Genomic DNA, 16,869 nt, shown 5'->3' with positions numbered 1-16,869 from the left:
CGACGCCTCCACCGCCACTACACTTCCGGAAAATGGAAGGTGTGGACATGCATCCAGACCAGTTGGTGGTCACCGTGGATATGGTGCGCGCTCTGGTGGACGAGCAGTTTTCCGACTGGCGGGGGCTGAAGATTGAGCCCGTAGCTTCCGCCGGCACCGTCAATGCGCTGTTCCGGATTGGTGAGCGGCTTTCAGCTCGATTTCCGTTGGAGCCGGGGAATACCACTTCTGTCCGACACCGCTTGCAGTCTGAGGCTGATGCGGCTCGTATGCTTTTGGGTCGAACGCGGTTTAACACACCAGAGCCGATCGCACTGGGTGCTCCCAGCGCTGGGTATCCGCTTCCCTGGGCGGTGCAGACCTGGGTCCCCGGCGTGGTGGCCAGCGGCGTTGACCGCGGCAGTTCGGACGACCTGGCCCGAGACTTGGCCGAATTCATCACCGGTGTGCGCGCTATCGGCACCGGAGGCAAGATCTTCGATGGGGTTGGCCGCGGTGGTGATCTGTCATCGCACGACGATTGGATCGGGCGGTGTCTTGCCCAGAGCGCTCGACTCTTTGACGTTGCGCCCTTTCGTCGACTCTGGGCTGATCTGCGGACGTTACCGCGAGAGTCGGCCGACAGCATGACCCATGGTGATCTGATTCCCGGCAATGTCCTCGTCGGCTTGGGCCGACTTGTCGGTGTCATCGACGTCGGTGGACTGGGACCCGCCGATCCCGCGCTCGACCTGGTGTGTGCCTGGCATCTGTTCGACAAGCCGGCGCGCCAGGCGCTGCGTAGCGCTCTGAAGTGCGATGACCTGGAGTGGGAACGCGGAAAGGCGTGGGCATTCGAACAGGCGATGGGTGTCGTCTGGTACTACGTGCAAAGCAATCCGTCGATGAGTGAGATCGGTCGACGTACTCTGCAGCGCATCGCCGCCAGTTGATCGTCAGAACGATTCTCGGCGCTATGGCTGAGCCGACCGGCGCCTGACTACGGGGTTCGCGGATTCGCCACGAAGCACGTTGTGCTCCCAGGTTTTCCGCTTCGATGACGCTCCTGAAGTACTAAACGCCAACGCCGCTGGACTTCGACCGGCAACAAACGTTACGTTCGTGCAGTCTGAGCGAGGAGCCGTCGTGGAAACACATGAAATGCGGATCTCGAACGTGAAGGTGTTCGACAGCGTCGAAGCCCGGATCATCGGGCCGATGGACGTTACCGTTCGGGACAACCTCATCGCATCGCTCACCCCCGCGGGGACGAGGGACCGCACCGGGCCAACCATCGACGGCACCGGCAAGACGCTGATGCCGGGATTGATCGACGCTCATTGGCACGCGATGTTCACCACCATCCCCGCCCTGGTGGCACAGACCAGCGACATCGGCTATGTCTTCGCCCGCGCGATCGTCAGCGCCGGGGAAACGCTGTTGCGCGGCTTCACCACGGTACGCGACCTCGGCGGGCCGGTATTCGGGATGAAGCAGGCCATCGACGAAGGTCTGGTCCGGGGTCCGCGCATTTACCCCGCGGGCGGCTTCATCTCCCAGACCGGCGGGCACGGCGACTTCCGGATGCCCAACGAGGTGCCGCGAGGTATCTGCGGCCACCTGAGCTACACCGAAATCATCGGTGCCGCAGTGATCGCCGACGGTGAGGCCGAGGTGCTGCGCGGCGCGCGGGAGATGCTGCGCCGCGGCGCAGCACAGCTCAAGCTGATGGCCGGTGGCGGCGTGACCTCAAGCTATGACCCGCTCGACGTCTCCCAGTTCACCCTGGCCGAGATGCGAGCAGCTGTGGAGGCCGCCGAAAATTGGGGCACCTACGTCACGGTGCACGCCTATACGCCGCGTGCGATCCGCACCGCGGTGGCCGCCGGTGTCCGGTGCATCGAGCATGGCCAGCTCATCGACGAAGACACCGCCGCGCTGCTCGCCGAGAAAGACATCTGGTGGTCACTGCAACCGTTCCTGGGCGACGAGGACACCGTTGCGCTGCCGCCGGAGAACCAAGCCAAGTTGCAGGAGATGACCGCCGGCACCGACACCGCGTACCGGCTCGCGATCAAACATCAAGTCAAGATCGCATTCGGCACCGACATCCTGTTCGCGCCCGGCCTCGCCAGCCGGCAGGGCGCGATGCTGGCCAAGCTCACCCGCTGGTTCACACCGGCAGAAGTGTTGCAGCAAGCGACATTCCGTAACGCCGAGCTGCTGGCCTTGTCCGGCCCCCGCAACCCCTACCCCGGACGCTTGGGTGTGGTGGCCGAAGGAGCCTTGGCCGACCTGATCCTCGTCGAGGGTGACCCGGTAGCCGACATCTCCCTCATCGCCCGGCCTGACGACGCCTTCGCCGCCATCATCAAGGACGGCCGCCTGGTGAAAGGCGTTGTCCAGTAGCGCTCGGCATGTCGAGCAAGTTGACATAGCGCTGTCCAAATCGCACACAGTTTCGCCAAAAGTGCACCACAGCAAGCTCTCTCACTTGAGATCGCTGCCGGCGGCTTGTTCAATCTCGGGGGCCGGTCTTTCCGACAGTGTGGCGACCCCGAGCAAGGGCCCGGCGGAAGGGATTGAGCCGACAGATGGTTATAACCCGGTTCGAGATACGCCAGCTGGTCGTGTTCGCCGTACTGACCGTGGTCGCTTTGCTGGTGCTGGGCGTGTATTACCTAGAGATCCCAAGCATGTTCGGTGTCGACCGCTATCCACTCACCGCGGAACTTCCCGTCTCAGGGGGCCTGTACCCGACGGCCAACGTCACCTACCGGGGCATCACAATCGGCAAAGTCACCGACGTTGAGCCAACGCCGGACGGCGTCCGGGTGACGATGAGCATCGACACGCGCTACCAGATCCCGATCGACGCAACAGCCAACGTGCACTCGATGTCGGCGGTCGGTGAGCAATACCTGGACCTCGTTTCGACTGGTAACCCGGGCAGGTTCTTCCAGCCGGGGCAGACCATCACCAAAACCACCGTGCCCAGTGAGATCGGGCCGGCCCTGGACAACGCCAACCGGGAGCTTACGGCGTTGCCCACCGACAAGATCGGTTCGCTGCTCGATGAGACGGCGCAGTCGGTCGGGGGTTTGGGCCCGGCGCTGCAACGGCTGGTCGATTCGACCCAGGCAACCGCCCGCGATTTTCACGTGCAACTCACCGACATCGACGACATCATCGAGCGTTCAGGACCCATCCTGGACAGTCAGGTCGGCTCGGCGGCCGCGATCGAGCGGTGGGCGCACAACCTCGACTTGCTGGCAGCACAAGCGGCACAGCGCGACCACAACCTGAAAAGCGTTCTCTCCCAAACAGCTCCCACGGCCGATCAGGTGAAGTCTGTGTTCACCGAAGTGGGCGACACACTGCCCCAGACCCTGGCGAATATCGAAGTCGTGCTGGACTTGTTCAAGCGCTATCACAAGGGCGTTGAGCAGTATCTGGTCTACATGCCGCAGGGCGCTTCGATCGACCAGACGATCGCCACGCCGTTTCCCGACCAAGCCGCACTCGACATCGCCCTGTCGATCAATCAGCCGCCGCCGTGTCTGAGTGGCTTCATTCCGCCATCGGAGTGGCGCTCGCCGGCGGACACCAGCGTGATTCCGGTGCCCAGCGGAAACTATTGCAAGATTCCGATGGACACCCCCGCCAACAATGTCCGCGGTTCGCGGAACATCCCCTGTGTCGACGTGCCGGGGAAGCGAGCGGCCAGCCCACGAGAATGTCGCGATCCCAAGCCCTACGTTCCCGCGGGCACCAACCCATGGTTCGGCGATCCGAACCAGATCCTCACCTGCCCGGCGCCGGGCGCGCGTTGCGATCAGCCGGTGAAGCCGGGTCAGGTGATCCCCGGCCCGTCGGTGAACAACGGCACGAACCCGGCGCCGGCCGACACGCTGCCACCGGGTGGGTCTCCCCCACCGCTGAGCAACCCACTGCAACGACCCAATTCGGGCAGCGTCCAGTGCGACGGACAACAACCCAACCCCTGTGTCTACAAGCCGGGCGGACTGGCCGCCGCCGTTTACCTTCCCCAGAGCGGGGAGCTCATCGGACCCGACGGGGTGAAATATTCCGTCGACAACTCGGTCAGGATGGGAGACGACGGATGGAAGGAAATGCTGGGCCCAGCACCGGGCGCTGACGCCAACTAATCGACTGTAGGCCTTTAATTAGACGGTGCTGCAACGGAATTCCACGCCACGCGACCGCTAAACTCGCACCGCGGATACGAACAGGGTGCGCGGCGAAGTGTCCTCGACCCCCTCGGGTACCCCGCGGCCATAACGGGACATCAACACCGGCGACGGGGTCACCGTCGCGTCCCAGCCGTGACGTCGCAACCAGTCGCCGACGTCTTCGCGTTCCTCGAGATACCACAGCTCGTCGGTGCGCGGCATCTCCCGTTGCGGGGCAACCTTGGTCATCAGCGCGCGAATCCGTTCCATCCGCTGCCGCCGCTGCTCCCGGACGGCCTCATCAAGCCAGTCCGGTCCGTTGGCTTCCACAGCGACCCGGCTACCGGGCGCACTGAGGCGCTGAATGCGGTCGAACAGCAACTCCTGGGCCGCCGCGGGCAGATAGGGCAGCAGCCCCTCGACGGACCACGCGCTCGGCGCCGAAGCGTCAAATCCGGCCTGGCGCAACGCCTCCGGCCAATCGTGGCGCAGATCTACGGCAACGGCGACCCTGTCGCAGCTGGGCTCGGCCCCGCGCTGCGACAGCGTCGACCACTTGAAGTCCAGCACCCTGGGCTGATCGAGCTCATAAACGGTGGTGCCAGCGGGCCACGGCAGCCGCCACGCCCGCGCGTCCAGGCCGGCGGCCAGGATCACCGCCTGGTGCACCCCGGCCCGGGCCGCATCCAGAAAAAACGTGTCGAAAAACGCCGTCCTCGACGCGATATATCCGACCATCGACCGCATCTGCACCGGGAGCAGGGGTTCGGCGTCCAGAACCTCCTGCGGCAGGTCGGGAGCGGCCCACCAGCTCCATACCCCGTCACCGGCTGCGTCCAGAAAAATCCGCGCGTAAGGGTCGCTGACCAGCGGATTCTCACTCTCTGCTTCCGCGGCCCGGGCCGCGGCCACACCCAAGGCCGTCGCGCCCACACTCTCGGTGATTTCCCAGCTGTCGTTATCGCTTCGCACCATAAGCCGACCCTACGTGAGCCGGATGCGAGCAAATCCGGGGCAAGCCGCGGGTTAAGTTTGCGACATGCGAGTTGACGGGCGCGACATCACCGTTTCCGGCGACTTGCTGCAACCACTGATGCGGCGCACCAACGACATCATCCGGCTCTTCCTGGCCTCGCTTTTCCTGGTGCTGGTCGTCACGAGTTCACTGATTACCCGGCCGCGCTGGGTGGCGCTGGAAAAGTCCGTCTCCCAGATCGTCGGGGTGCTCACGCCCACCCAGTCCGATCTGGTTTATCTGGCCTACGGCATCGCTATCCTGGCCCTGCCGTTCGTGATACTGATCGGTCTGATCCTGTCCCGGCAATGGAAGTTGTTGGGCGCATATGCCGCCGCAGGGCTGACGGCCGTTCTGCTGCTGTCCATCAACAGCAACCGCATCGCCGCGCCGCGCTGGCACTTCGACCTCTCTGACAAGCTCACCACGCTGCCCGCGCAGTTCCTCGACGACCCACGGTGGATCGCCATGCTGGCGGCGGTACTGACCGTGTCGGGTCCGTGGCTGCCCGCACGCTGGAGACGCTGGTGGTGGGCGCTGCTGCTGGCTTTCGTGCCGATCCACCTGGTCATCAGTGCCATCGTCCCGGCCCGCTCGTTGGTGGGACTCGCGGTGGGCTGGCTGATCGGCGCCTTCGTCGTCCTGGTTGTCGGGACACCAGCGCTCGAGGTCCCGCTGGAAGCCGCGGTCCGCGCCCTGGCCAGACGCGGATTCGTGGTATCGATGCTGGCCGTGGTCCGGCCGGGCGGACCCGGGCCACTCGTATTGGCCGCCGTATCAACCGATCACGAGTCCAGAGCCGCCGTCGAGCTGTACGGCCCACACCAGCGCAGTGGCGGCGCGTTGCGCCAGCTCTGGTGGAAGCTGCGGCTGCGCGGCTCGGAAACCGCACCCTTACAAACCTCCATGCGCCGCGCCGTAGAGCATCGCGCCCTGATGACCATCGCGATCGGCGGCGCGGGGGTGGCCAACACGTCCTCGATCGCCTTCGCCGCGCTGGACCGGGGCTGGACGCTGTACGCGCACGAGCCAGTTCGCGGCATTCCGCTCGACGAATGCGCAAGCAAGACACCGGTCACCAAGGTCTGGGAATCGCTGAGAGTCCTGCACGGCCATCAGATCTCGCACGGCAACCTGCGCAGCCACGAGATCACGGTCGCCGATGGGACCGTGCTTTTCGGCGGCTTCGGCAATGCCGAATACGGCGCCACCGACGCCCAGCTGCAATCCGACATCGCCCAATTGCTGGTCACCACGACCGCCCTGTACGACGCCGAATCCGCGGTAGGCGCGGCGATCGACGCGTTCGGCAAGGACACCATCCTGAGCGCCTCCCGTCGGCTCACCAAATCTGCTGTGCCCAAACGTATTCGCGCATCGGTGGCCAATGCGCCAGACGTCATCGCCGGTGCCCGTGCGGAGGTGAAGCGGCAAACGGGCGCCGACGAGATCGAGACCCAGACGATCACCCGGTTCAGCCGAAGCCAGGTCGTTCAACTGGTGCTGATCGGCGCGCTCGTCTATGTCGCGTACCCCTTCATCAGCACGGTGCCGACCTTCTTCTCCGAACTGCGCACCGCGAACTGGTGGTGGGCGCTGCTGGGTCTGACGGTATCGGCGCTGACATATGTCGGTGCGGCAGCGGCGTTGTGGGCTTGCGCCGACGGGCTGGTGCGCTTTTGGAAGCTGTCACTCATGCAGGTGGCCAATACCTTCGCGGCAACGACCACCCCGGCCGGCGTCGGCGGTCTCGCACTCAGCACGCGCTTCCTGCAGAAGGCGGGGCTGAGCCCGTTGCGAGCCACCGCGGCGGTGGCGCTGCAGCAAACCGTGCAGGTGATCGTGCATATCGCGCTGCTGATTTTCTTCAGCGCCGTTGCCGGCACATCGACCGACCTGTCGCACTTCGTCCCGAACGCCACGGTGCTGTATTTGATCGCAGGAGCGGCACTGGGCATCGTCGGCACCGTCTTGCTGGTGCCCAATCTGCGGCGCTGGCTTGCCACTGCCGTGCGGCCCAGACTCAAGGAGGTAACCAGCGACCTCATCGAGCTGGCCCGCGAACCCAAACGACTCGCACTCATCCTGCTCGGCTGCGCCGGAACAACTCTCGGCGCCGCTCTGGCGCTGTGGGCCAGCATCGAGGCATTCGGCGGGGGCACCACCTTCGTGACCGTCACCGTGGTGACCATGGTCGGCGGAACCCTGGCCTCGGCGGCACCGACCCCCGGCGGGGTGGGTGCGGTCGAGGCGGCGCTGATCGGTGGGCTGGCCGCCTTCGGTGTGCCCGCTGCCATCGGCGTCCCCTCGGTACTGCTGTATCGGGTGCTGACCTGCTGGCTGCCGGTCTTCGCCGGCTGGCAGGTCATGCGCTGGCTCACCAAGAGCGAAATGATCTGACGCCAGCCGGCCGAACGCCGCTATTCCTCGGCCAGATCGGAGACCACGACGAGTACCATCGAGCGCCTGCTGCTATTGCCGACAGTGGTCGTCAGATAGACCAGGTAGTACTCGTCGGGCACCGAGTGCGCCACCGTAATCGGTATCGCGACCTTGGCCGAACCCCGGTCCGAGAAGCGCCCGGACTTGGCTGCGGCGGTGATCCCCTCGTGCGAGCCCACGCCGGTGATCGTGTAGTCGCCGGCGCCGTCGATCATTCGTTGCGCATCGAGGGTCACCGTGCCGTTGCCGCCCGGCGCGATGGTCACGATGGGCTGCGAAACATTCACGGTCACAGCCGAACTGCCTGCCCCGAACGAGGGCGGCGCGGACGACTGCGCACTGCCCCAGTCCTTGTTCGGACGGCCGGAAAGCACATAACTTAGGTCGCCGCCGGTTCGGATGATTGACTCCGGAAGAAACGTTTGATCGGTCGGCCGGCCGTCGACACTGAGGGACTTGATGTACTTCATCCGAATGGGCGCAGACGCGCCCGGCGCGGATATCCGGATGGATCTGGCACCCGGGAGGGTGATGACAGCGCGCTCGAAAAGTGGTGTGTTGACCGACAATACCGGTGTGCCCGGGATGATCGGATACATGCCGAGGGCGGCCCAGACGTACCAGCTGGACAGCGCGCCGAGGTCATCGTTGCCCGGCTCCCCGTCCGGGTAGGGGCCGAACAACCCTCGCACCCGGTCGACGGTGCGCTGAGTTTTCCACGGTTGACCGAGGTAGTTGTACAGCCAGGGCACGCCGAACCCGGGCTCGTTGCCGGCCCAAAGATAGGGTTCGTTGGGACCCACGTTCAGCTTCTTGGTGAATCGGTCCAGCCGCTCGGCCGCTGCGGCGCGGCCACCGAGGGCGGTCACCAGGCCGGCGACGTTATGCGGCACCCACCACACGTACTGTTCGGCGTTGCCCTCGTCATATCCGTCCTGACCGAAACCGAAGGGGGACTTGGCGAAACCGGGACCGTTGCGGAAGAACCCGGTTGAGCTGCGCGGTGAGATGTAACCGGTGCTGGGATTGAACAGGTTCTGCCAGTACTGGGCGCGATTTTGAAATTCGGCGGCGATTGCGCTGTCGCCGAGCGACTCGGCGAACCGGGAGATGGCGAAGTCGTCGACTGACCACTCCAGCGTGATCGATGCACCCGCGATCCGGCCGTCGGTGCGAAACTCCTGGGTCTGCGGGGCGTACCCGAGTTGCAAATAGGTTGCGATTCCGGGCCGTTCCACGTAGCCGTTGAGCCCGACACCGCCGCGGGTCGCCCCGTCGACCATGTATCGCAGTGCCGTCTTGACATCGAAATCCGTTGCGCCGAAGGTGTACATATTCACGATGAGCGGCACCACATTGTCGCCACTCATCTCGCCGGTCGCCGAATTCGCAAGCGCCCAGCGGGGATACGACCCGCTCTGCTCGGCATCGTTGACCAGCGATTGGGCCATATCGCCGGCCTGCCTGGGAAACAGCAATCCCTGCAAGGCCGCGAGGCCCCGATAGGTGTCCCAGTCGGAGAAGTTGGCGTACTGAGTGCGTCCCTGCGTCACGGTATGGACGGTGCCGTCGAACCCGATATAGCGCCCGTCCGCATCGTTGAATGTGTTGGGGTGCAGCAAGGATCGGTACAAGCTGCTGTAAAAGGTCTCCAGCTGGTTGCGGTCCCGGCCGGCCACCGCGATGTGCGACAGTGCGGTGTTCCATTCGTTGGTTGCAGCGGTACGGATCTCGTCGAAAGTCGTTCCGCCCTCGGCCGTCAGATTCGCGCGGGCCCCCTCGACACTCACGTAGGAGATGGCTGTCCGCACCTCGAGTACCGAGCCGGCCGGAAATTCCACATATGCCCCGCTGCGACGCGAATTCACGCTGTTGGCACCGGCATACACCACGTGACCGTCCCAGGCGCCGTAAGAGGTGAACGGCATGCTGAACTTCATCGCGAAGTACACCGTGTAGGTGTTGTTCTTGCCACAGAAGCGCCCGCTGGTTGCCGATCCGGTGATTGTGGTGTCGTCGACAATCTGCAGGCTTGCCGCCGAATTGCCCGCTAACGAAGCGCCGGAGCGCACGTGGAACAGCGCCGGCCGGCCATTATGCGGATAGCTGAAGCGGCCGACACCGGTGCGGGTGGTAGCCGTGAGTTCGGCGAGCACTCCGGTGCCCGGAAACCGCACCGTGTAGTAACCGGGCACACCGCGCTCATGGTGTTTGTGGGAAATCCGTTCCCAGGCCATCCAGGGGTAGGCGCCGATCGGCGTAGTGGTCGGCAGCATGGAAATGTCGCCGAAAGCCGCGCAACCGACCGAGGCGTGGGTCATGCTGAATCCGGTCGAGCGGGGGTTGTCGTAGTCGTATCCGGCGTAATCGTCGAGAGTGTCCGGCGAGTACTGCACCATCCCGAAAGGCACCGAGGGGCCCGGGAAATTGTTGATTTCTCCTACCTCTTGGCCACCGGTGCCGGTGCCGTTGAGCGTGTCGACATATTCCACTGGATTGGTAACCAGCCCGGGCTCACCGTCGTAAGTGATGGGCGAAAGCGCGGCCACGAACGCCACGAAAAGCACTCCCGCTGCCAGGAGCGCGATGAGTACACGGCGTGATCGCATAGCTTCTCTTACTGCAAGGCGCACGTTCTCGCGGGTGTTTCGCAGATCTACTCAGTCAGATCTTTAACTTGGCCAAAATGCGCCAATATCTTGTACCGACCGTTAGCCGCCATTTCGGCTAGTCTCAGTCCGACGTTGCCGGTCGCAGGTACCGGCCCATTTTTCGGGAGATGCGAATACATGAAGAACTGCACTGCCGCAATCGCGGCTGTGGCGTTGGGCCTGGCGCTGGTTGGTTGCGGCTCTGACAACAAGAGCAACACCAAGACGTCGACGTCCACGAGCACGTCGACGTCCACCTCGACCACCACCTCGACCACCACGTCAACCAGCACGGCCCCAGGTCAGCAGGCCAACAAGACCATCGCCGACTACATCATCGAGAACCACATCACCGAGACCCCCGTTCACCACGGCGACCCGGGCTCCCCGACCATCAACCTGCCGGTGCCCGAGGGATGGACTCTGATCCCCGAGGGCTCTGGCGCCCCATATGGCGGCATCGTGTACAGCAAGCCATCCGACCCAAACGACCCACCGACGATCGTGGCGCTGGTCTCCAAACTCACCGGTGACGTCGACCCGGCCAAGATCATCCAATACGCTCCCGGCGAGCTGAAGAACCTGCCCGGGTACGAGGGCAGCGGCGACGGCAGCGCATCCACGCTCGGCGGCTTCCAGGCCTGGCAGCTCGGTGGCTCCTACACCAAGAACGGCAAGAAGCGCGCCGTCGCACAGAAGACGGTCGTGATCACCAGCCCGAGCGGTCTGTTCGTGCTGCAACTCGATGCCGACTCGCTGGACAGTGAGCAGGCCGTCTTGATGGACGCCACCAACGTCATCGACGACCAAACGACCATCGCGCCCTGAGCTCGTAAACACCGGCAGCGCCGCGGAGCACAACCCGCTCGGCGGCGCTGCCGATTGGTCTTACGGTGTCTTACGGTGTTGTCATGACAGAACAGTCGTATGCGGTAGACGTCGGGCATCCACCCTCGGCCCTCCTTCGTGTGATCAATCCGGCCCTGGGCTTCCTGCTGGGCACTCCCCTGGCCGGGCCGATGCGCAAGCAGCTGATGGTGCTGAAATTCACCGGCCGAAAGTCGGGGCGCGAGTTCTCAATTCCGCTGAGCGCCCATGTGATTGACGGCGATCTCTATGCATTGACCGGTGCGGTGTGGAAGGCCAACTTCCGCGGCGGCGGCGACGCACAGGTCGTCTACGACGGCAAGACATCGGCGATGCGCGGTGAACTCATCACCGACCCCGCTGTCCTTCCCGATCTGTACCTGCGCTGTGCGCAGTCCTATGACGTCAAGCGCGCACAGCGCATGATGGGACTGAAATTCCGCGACAACCGCACGCCGACGCGCGACGAGTTCGCCGAGGCGATCGACCGGCTGAAGCTGGCGGCGGTGCGATTGACTTCAGGGAAGTAACGGTCGCGATCATCGCAACTCCATCACGCGCACGCATCGCTTACCTGTTAGCCGCGGTCATGGTCGTGAGTCTGCTCGTTGCCTGTTCGCGCGGGCCGGCTGACCGGACCTCCTACGTGGGCGTGCCATGTCCGACGCCGAACTTCCCGGGCATGCCGCAAGCCGATTTGGGTCCCAACTACAGCTGCGGCTATCTGACGGTGCCAGAAAGCCGGGACAATCCCAAGAGCCGCACCATCCGGATCCTGGTCGCCCGGGTGAAGGCGGCCAGCGCTACACCTAAGCCCGACCCCATCGTCTTCTTGGCCGGCGGCCCCGGGGGCGCGGGCACGCTCAGCGCCCCTGGGGTGGTGGCCGGCGGCATGAACACCGACCGCGACGTCATCTTCGTCAACCAGCGCGGCACGGTACACAGCGATCCGCACCTGAGCTGCCCGGAGATGGACGACTTCACCGCGCGCGCAGTGAATTTGGTGTTCGAATCTTCATCAACCGCGGATCTGGACGCGGCCGCCGTCGCCGCCTGCCGAAATCGTCTGGCCCCCAGCGGCGTCGATTTCGCGGCCTACAGCACCCGGGAGAATGCGGCCGATATCGCCGATCTGCGCGTGAAACTGGGCATCGATCAATGGAATGTCTACGGCGTCTCTTACGGCACCGATCTGGCCCTGCAACTGCTGCGCGACCACCCCAAGGGCATCCGGTCGATGGTCCTGGATTCGGTGGTGCCGCCCCAGATGAACCTTGTCGATCGTTGGTGGGAGGCTCCCGCGAGCGGCCTGGCGGGGGTCTTTCAGGCGTGTGCCGACCAGCCACCCTGCGCGGCCGCCTACCCCAACCTGGCGAAGGTGTTCCTCGATACCGTCAACAAGTTGAGCCAGACGCCGCTGCAGGTCACCACCTCCGGCCCGGCCGGTGACGCGGTCCAGGTCACCATCGACGGCTCCAAGGTGGTGCCGCTGGTGCTCGACTGGAGCGCCGATCCCGCCAAAGTCGTCGACATTCCGCGGATGATCTTCGCGCTGTCCAAAGGGGACGGCAGCCTGGCGGGCGCGGGGATCGCCGCTGGTGTCCCGGCGGCGCCACAGCGCGGGCTGTTGGGCGCCGGCCTGGCATTGGGCGCGTACTGCCAGGAGATGGCGAACTGGACCACGCCGGATCAGGCTCTGGCCCAGGCCCGGTTGGCGATGCCGGGACTGCCGGATTCGGTGCTGCGGGTTACCCCGACCGGCAGCTGGATCTTCCGCGAGTGCCAAGCATGGAACCTGGGCAGATCAGACACCGCGGACACCCTTCCGGCGCTGAGCAAGGTTCCGACCCTGATTCTTTCGGGCTCATTCGACTCCAGCACCGCCCCGCAGTGGGTCAGGGAGATCACGCCCGGGCTCAGCAACGCCGTGGCGTTGCGGGTTCCTGGGGTGGGCCACGGAGTGTTGCCAACGTCCACCTGCGCCCAGACCATCATGACGGCCTACCTCAACAACCCCGGTCGCGACGTCGATCAGTCCTGTCTCGCATACGCCAACGTGCCGAAGTTCAGCCTTCCCTGAGCACCCGGCCGTGATGAACGAAGCTTCACCCATTCCGCTTCGCACTACCGAAACTAATTCGGCTGCAACGCCTTTCGCCTGGCTGGCCGCGTTGTATCAGCGGGCGCGTATCTGGACGGTCGGTTCCGATCCGGGACTGCTGCGGCTGCGGATGGCCAGCCGCACGACGGCCGCACTGGCCTGCTCCCTAGTGGCGCTGTACTTGTTGACCCGCGCAACCGGGCAGCCGCTGACCGTTGCGCTGCTCGGCGTCGTCATCACCATGATCGCCGCACGTTCGGTCACCGAACCCGACCCCCGTCAGCAACGGATAACGATGGCCCTGCTGCCGTTGCCGGCCGCGCTTTCCATCACCGCCGCTGCGCTGCTGGCCCGCCACCAAGTCGCCGCCGACCTCGTGTTCGTGGTGATCGTGTTCGTCGCGGTCTATATCCGCCGTTTCGATGCCCGCGGCCGGGCGCTGGGCATGGTCGCGTTCATGGCGTACTTCTTCACCTTGTACCTGCGGGCCGGCCCGGCCGAGCTGCCGTGGATGATCGGCGCTGTGCTGGTGGGCACGCTGTGCACCTTCGTGATGAGCACTTACGTGCTGCCCGATCGGCCAGAACGCGTCCTGCGGGCGACAATCCGCTCACTGCGGGCGCGAATGGCCATCGTCGTCGACACCACCGCCGAGGCGATCCGGGCTGGCCGTCTTGACCAACGGCGGCGTCGCCGCATGCACACGCGGATCGCCCGACTGAACTCGACCGCGCTGATGGTGCAAAGCCAGATCGAGGACAAGTACAACCCGGCCACGCTGTGGCCTGGGGTGAGCGGCGAGCATCTGGCGCCGTGGCTGTTCGACGCCGAACTCGCCGTCGAATGGGTGGCGATCGCCGGACAGCGGGTCGCACTGAACGGCGCGCGAGTTCCGGCGGACACGCGCATCGAACTGGCCGGCGCTCTAACCCAGTTGGCCTGGGCCATCCGGGTGCCCGAACCCCAGGGCCTGCGGGGGGCAGCCAGCCGAGCTCAAGAGGTGCTGGACAACCAACCCAGTCCGACCTCAGCCACTCAAAACGACGAAAGCGCCCTCGTTCGCCGCCTTGCCCTGGCGATCGTCTCGGCGGCCAATGCCACCGCCGAAGTCCGGGCCCTGGTCGAGCACGCCGAGCACGCCGGACACGGCGAACCCGCCGAATCCGCCCGTCCCGCGCCACAGCCGCATGCGGTGGACTCCGATGATCAATCCCCCAGCGGGTTGTTGCCGACGACTCGGCAGGCCATCCAGGTTTCCATTGCCGCCGCACTTGCAATCATCACCGGCGAGTTGGTGTCGCCGGCGCGCTGGTATTGGGCGGTGATCGCAGCGTTCGTCATCTTCGCCGGCACCAACTCGTGGGGCGAAACCCTGACCAAGGGCTGGCAGCGTCTGCTCGGCACAGTGCTGGGCGTACCCAGTGGCATGCTCATCGCCACGCTGGTGGCCGGCAACAAGGTCGAGTCGCTGGCGCTGATCTTCGTATGCCTGTTCTGCGCTTTCTATTTCATGAAGGTCACCTACAGTCTGATGACCTTCTGGATCACCACCATGCTGGCGCTGTTGTACGGACTACTGGGCAAATTCAGCTTCGGGGTGCTGATGCTGCGCATCGAAGAGACCGCGATCGGCGCCGTCATCGGCGTCACGGTCGCAATCCTGGTGTTGCCCACCAACATTCGGACGACCATCCGCAATGACACCCGGTCCTTCTTGACGTCGTTGTCCGCTCTCATCCAGGCGTCGGTCGCGACCATGTTCGACGACGACGAGACCACGAGCCCAACCGAGCAAGCCCGTCAGCTCGACCGCGACATGCAGAAGTTCCGGGAAACCGCCAAGCCGCTGCTGGCCGGGGTGGCCGGCTTCGCCGGACGGCGCACCATTCAGAAAAGCTTGCGGCTGTTCACCGCCTGTGACCGCTACGGACGAAATCTGGCTCGCCGCAGCGAGCAGTACCACGACCCGCACTGCAGCGACGAGTTGTCCGACGCCGTCACCAGCGCGGCGAACCAGATTCAGCGCAACATCGAAGCGCTGGTTTCCGCGCTCGAGGGAGCCCACGAAGTGACCATCGTCGGGGCGTCGGACTTCCTCGACACCGCCGAGACCCTGACCAGGCAGCAGGACGACCCGTCTGGCCGCGCCGAGCTGGAGGACAATGCGCGACGGCTGCTCAGCGCCTTGCACTCGCTGCGCCGCATCGAACGGGCCGTCGTCACCGCCGCCACCCATTTGGGCGCCGACGCCGGACTCAAACTGCCAAGCTCGGTTTCGGGACGTCCCTGAAAGCGCTGACGCGGATACGGGCGCCGTCGCGCGGTACCTGGATGACGTGCTTGAGCTTGGGCCGTTCGCCGGGCCCATCGGTCGTGTCTAACTCGGTGCGGCGCAACACTTCTCGGAGCACTACCCGCATTTCGGTCATCGCGAAAGTGGCGCCGAGGCAGCGCCGGTTGCCGCCGCCGAACGGCAACCAGGTGGTCGGCGTCAGCGCGGCGCCGAGCATGCGATCCGGGTCGAACCGATCCGCATCGGGGTATATCGAGTCGTTCGCGTGGACCAGCGCTATCGACGGGACGACCATCGCGCCGGCGGGCAGCAGATATCCGGCCACCTCGACCGGCTCGGTCAACAACCGCCCCACATCCGACACCACCGGACGGATCCGCAGCGTCTCCTTGGCCACCGCGTCGAGGTACTCGTCTCCGGCCGGATCGCCCGAGGCGCCTGCCTGGGCGGCGCGCACCGCGTTGGCCAGGATGACCGGATGACGGGTGAGACGCTCCAGCGCCCAGGACAGCGCGGTCGCCGTCGTGTCGTGACCGGCCACCAGCAGCGTCATCAGCTGGTCACGCAATTCCCGGTCGGTCATCGTGTCCCCGGCCCGCACCAGCATCGCCAGGGTGTCGGTGCGTGTGTCCAGATCGGGATCTGCTCGCCGGTCGGCGATTTCGGCGTAGAGCAGCCGGTCGGCTTCCTGAATGCGCCGCCGCAGCCCCCGCCACGGCCGCTGTCCGATCAGTTCCGGATTGGCGATCGCGAGGGTCTCCCAGACTCCCACGCGGAGTAGCTGCGGCATCACCTCGCGCAGCGCGGCCAGCCGCGCGGGGTCGGTGGCGCCGATGACCGTCCGCAAGATCACCTCGAGGGTGATCTCAGCCATTCTGGGCGCGACCGCGAACGGTTCGCCCACCGGCCACCCGGCGATGTTGGCCGCGGCGATCTCGGCCATCAGGCCGGCCTGGCGTGCCACGGCGTCGCGGTGGAACGGCGGCATCATCAGCCGGCGCCGGTCCCGGTGCACATCGTCGTCGATCACCAGCAGCGAACTGTCGCCCAGCATGCCGCGCAACATCGAGTTCGCTTCGCCGGCATGAAAAACCGCCGGATCGCCGGCGAACACCGTCTTGATGTGGGCCGGGTTGGCCAGGTACACCAGGGTGCCCAGCGAGGTGATGCGCAACGTGAAGACGTCGCCGTAGCGGCGATGGCAGGCGGCAATGAAATGCGGCCCGTGGCCGAACATGAACGCCGCCTGCATCCATCGCGGGAGCCGGCGTCCGGGTGGAAACCTGGGAGACTTGTCGGCGGCGGTCGTGGCGCTTTTTGGCATCAGC

Annotated in this window: 11 protein-coding genes; 8 read left to right on the top strand and 3 right to left on the bottom strand. The window is 65.3% G+C overall.

Annotated features, from left to right (window positions below):
- Positions 1 to 47: 47 nt before the first annotated feature.
- The 3 genes from AWC27_RS07980 to AWC27_RS07970 all read left to right on the top strand — a co-directional run bounded on the left by AWC27_RS07980 (position 48) and on the right by AWC27_RS07970 (position 4,148).
- Positions 48 to 932: an aminoglycoside phosphotransferase family protein gene (locus AWC27_RS07980; protein WP_085670076.1), complete on the top strand. Its 885-nt coding sequence runs from the start codon at positions 48 to 50 to the stop codon at positions 930 to 932.
- 193 nt (positions 933 to 1,125) lie between these two features.
- On the top strand, positions 1,126 to 2,388 hold the full coding sequence (locus AWC27_RS07975) for a metal-dependent hydrolase family protein (protein WP_085669978.1): 1,263 nt from the start codon (positions 1,126 to 1,128) through the stop codon (positions 2,386 to 2,388).
- Positions 2,389 to 2,573: 185 nt separating this feature from the next.
- Positions 2,574 to 4,148: an MCE family protein gene (locus AWC27_RS07970; protein ID WP_085669977.1), complete on the top strand. Its 1,575-nt coding sequence runs from the start codon at positions 2,574 to 2,576 to the stop codon at positions 4,146 to 4,148.
- A gap of 57 nt (positions 4,149 to 4,205) precedes the next feature.
- On the opposite strand, the gene AWC27_RS07965 is transcribed toward AWC27_RS07970, so the two are convergent.
- Positions 4,206 to 5,147, bottom strand: coding sequence for a class I SAM-dependent methyltransferase (locus AWC27_RS07965; protein WP_085669976.1), 942 nt, complete (start codon positions 5,145 to 5,147; stop codon positions 4,206 to 4,208).
- 64 nt (positions 5,148 to 5,211) lie between these two features.
- Between AWC27_RS07965 and AWC27_RS07960 the strand changes: the two genes are divergently transcribed.
- On the top strand, positions 5,212 to 7,587 hold the full coding sequence (locus AWC27_RS07960; RefSeq protein ID WP_085669975.1) for a lysylphosphatidylglycerol synthase transmembrane domain-containing protein: 2,376 nt from the start codon (positions 5,212 to 5,214) through the stop codon (positions 7,585 to 7,587).
- 20 nt (positions 7,588 to 7,607) lie between these two features.
- On the opposite strand, the gene AWC27_RS07955 is transcribed toward AWC27_RS07960, so the two are convergent.
- The gene (locus tag AWC27_RS07955; RefSeq protein ID WP_085669974.1) at positions 7,608 to 10,238 is read right to left on the bottom strand and encodes a GH92 family glycosyl hydrolase; all 2,631 of its coding nucleotides are present in this window, start codon (positions 10,236 to 10,238) and stop codon (positions 7,608 to 7,610) included.
- Between the two features lie 180 nt (positions 10,239 to 10,418).
- Here AWC27_RS07955 and lpqN point away from each other — a divergent pair, with 180 nt between their 5' ends.
- The 4 genes from lpqN (at position 10,419) to AWC27_RS07935 (ending at position 15,538) form a co-directional block, all read left to right on the top strand.
- Positions 10,419 to 11,108, top strand: coding sequence for an envelope biogenesis lipoprotein LpqN (lpqN, locus tag AWC27_RS07950; RefSeq protein ID WP_085669973.1), 690 nt, complete (start codon positions 10,419 to 10,421; stop codon positions 11,106 to 11,108).
- An 83-nt stretch (positions 11,109 to 11,191) separates the two neighbouring features.
- On the top strand, positions 11,192 to 11,677 hold the full coding sequence (locus AWC27_RS07945; RefSeq protein WP_085669972.1) for a hypothetical protein: 486 nt from the start codon (positions 11,192 to 11,194) through the stop codon (positions 11,675 to 11,677).
- A 152-nt stretch (positions 11,678 to 11,829) separates the two neighbouring features.
- Positions 11,830 to 13,227, top strand: a complete 1,398-nt coding sequence (locus AWC27_RS07940; protein WP_245846926.1) for an alpha/beta fold hydrolase — start codon at positions 11,830 to 11,832, stop codon at positions 13,225 to 13,227.
- A 151-nt stretch (positions 13,228 to 13,378) separates the two neighbouring features.
- On the top strand, positions 13,379 to 15,538 hold the full coding sequence (locus AWC27_RS07935; RefSeq protein WP_245846936.1) for an FUSC family protein: 2,160 nt from the start codon (positions 13,379 to 13,381) through the stop codon (positions 15,536 to 15,538).
- On the opposite strand, the gene AWC27_RS07930 is transcribed toward AWC27_RS07935, so the two are convergent.
- Entirely contained in the window at positions 15,504 to 16,865 is a 1,362-nt protein-coding gene (locus AWC27_RS07930; RefSeq protein WP_085670075.1) for a cytochrome P450, read from the bottom strand. The two genes, AWC27_RS07935 and AWC27_RS07930, sit on opposite strands and share 35 nt — an antisense overlap.
- Between the last annotated feature and the right edge of the window lie 4 nt (positions 16,866 to 16,869).

The sequence above is a fragment of the Mycobacterium szulgai genome (genome assembly GCF_002116635.1).
GTDB classification, from domain to species: Bacteria; Actinomycetota; Actinomycetes; order Mycobacteriales; family Mycobacteriaceae; genus Mycobacterium; species Mycobacterium szulgai.
The sequence above is the reverse complement of the archived record's forward strand: the minus strand, read 5'-3'. Positions and strand labels throughout refer to the sequence as shown.

Excerpts from the sequence above, each read along its gene's own strand:
- AWC27_RS07940 (WP_245846926.1), top strand. The coding sequence starts at position 11,830 with ATGCCGCAAGCCGATTTGGGTCCCAACTACAGCTGCGGCTATCTGACG.
- AWC27_RS07955 (WP_085669974.1), bottom strand. The coding sequence starts at position 10,238 with ATGCGATCACGCCGTGTACTCATCGCGCTCCTGGCAGCGGGAGTGCTT.
- AWC27_RS07930 (WP_085670075.1), bottom strand. The coding sequence starts at position 16,865 with ATGCCAAAAAGCGCCACGACCGCCGCCGACAAGTCTCCCAGGTTTCCA.
- AWC27_RS07970 (WP_085669977.1), top strand. The coding sequence starts at position 2,574 with ATGGTTATAACCCGGTTCGAGATACGCCAGCTGGTCGTGTTCGCCGTA.
- AWC27_RS07935 (WP_245846936.1), top strand. The coding sequence starts at position 13,379 with ATGGCCAGCCGCACGACGGCCGCACTGGCCTGCTCCCTAGTGGCGCTG.
- AWC27_RS07960 (WP_085669975.1), top strand. The coding sequence starts at position 5,212 with ATGCGAGTTGACGGGCGCGACATCACCGTTTCCGGCGACTTGCTGCAA.
- AWC27_RS07980 (WP_085670076.1), top strand. The coding sequence starts at position 48 with ATGCATCCAGACCAGTTGGTGGTCACCGTGGATATGGTGCGCGCTCTG.
- AWC27_RS07965 (WP_085669976.1), bottom strand. The coding sequence starts at position 5,147 with ATGGTGCGAAGCGATAACGACAGCTGGGAAATCACCGAGAGTGTGGGC.
- AWC27_RS07945 (WP_085669972.1), top strand. The coding sequence starts at position 11,192 with ATGACAGAACAGTCGTATGCGGTAGACGTCGGGCATCCACCCTCGGCC.
- lpqN (WP_085669973.1), top strand. The coding sequence starts at position 10,419 with ATGAAGAACTGCACTGCCGCAATCGCGGCTGTGGCGTTGGGCCTGGCG.